The following is an 871-nucleotide window of genomic DNA, read 5'->3' as shown; positions in this document are numbered from 1 at the left end:
ACAGATCTGATGCTGATGGAGCTCTGCCAGCAGCGCGGTGAGCCCGAGGTATTCGCTGAGCTAGTCAAGCAGTTCGAGCAGCGTTTCCGGGTGCTGGCGCCGCAGTGGTCGCAGAGCCTGGCGCGTGGCCGCAGCCTGGATGCCAGCCCCAGCGTCATCGCTCATCTGCAGGTCGTCTGGCCTGAACCGGGCACCGCTTTGCAGATGCTGCAGGACCTGCTCGCCCGCGGCGGCGGACCGGGCGTGCCGAGCTTCGAGCTGCCCGCCTACCGCGATCTGCTGACCCTCTACAGCGTGGCGCGCGATCTCTTCGAGGCCGGCCTGCGCGGTGAGGAGGTGGACCTGATGCTGCCGATCGACTCCAGCTTCGGCCGGGAGTCCTGAGAGGGCGTGCCCTCAGATGCCGAAGTCGGTCGAGTCGCCGTTCATGGCCTTCTCGATGAGCTTGCGTGACAGTCGTTCGGACAGCAGTTCGGCAAAGGCGTACACGTAGTTGCGCAGATAGGCGCCGCGCTTGAAGGCGATGCGCGTCACGTTGCTGCCCAGCAGCGTGCCCAGTGGCCGCGCGACCAGGTCGCTGTTGGCGGGCTCCTCACGCATGGCCATTTCGGCCACGATGCCCACGCCCATGCCCAAGCGCACATAAGTCTTGATGACATCGGAGTCGATGGCCTCCAGCACCACATTGGGCGTCAGATGACGCGAGGCGAAGGCCTTGTCGACGCGGGTGCGGCCCGTGAAGCTGGGGTGGTAGGACACCAGCGGCTCGCCAGCGAGCTGTTCCAGGCTGACGCGCTCGACGCTGGCCAGTGGATGGTCGCGCGGCACGACCATGACGTGCTGCCACTCATAGCAGGGCAGGGTGACAAGC

General features: G+C 66.2%; 2 protein-coding genes. One reads left to right on the top strand and one right to left on the bottom strand.

Annotated features, from left to right (window positions below; genetic code table 11):
* A partial coding sequence (locus AC1DU6_RS33310) for a hypothetical protein (protein ID WP_477862609.1) occupies positions 1 to 384 on the top strand: 384 nt, incomplete at its 5' end.
* A gap of 12 nt (positions 385 to 396) precedes the next feature.
* Here AC1DU6_RS33310 and AC1DU6_RS33305 read toward each other — a convergent pair.
* The coding region (locus AC1DU6_RS33305; protein WP_477862607.1) for a LysR substrate-binding domain-containing protein at positions 397 to 871 on the bottom strand (475 nt) is incomplete at its 5' end.

This window comes from Roseateles sp. P5_B10, from assembly GCF_056400485.1.
This window is presented reverse-complemented; position numbering and strand designations above follow the sequence as displayed.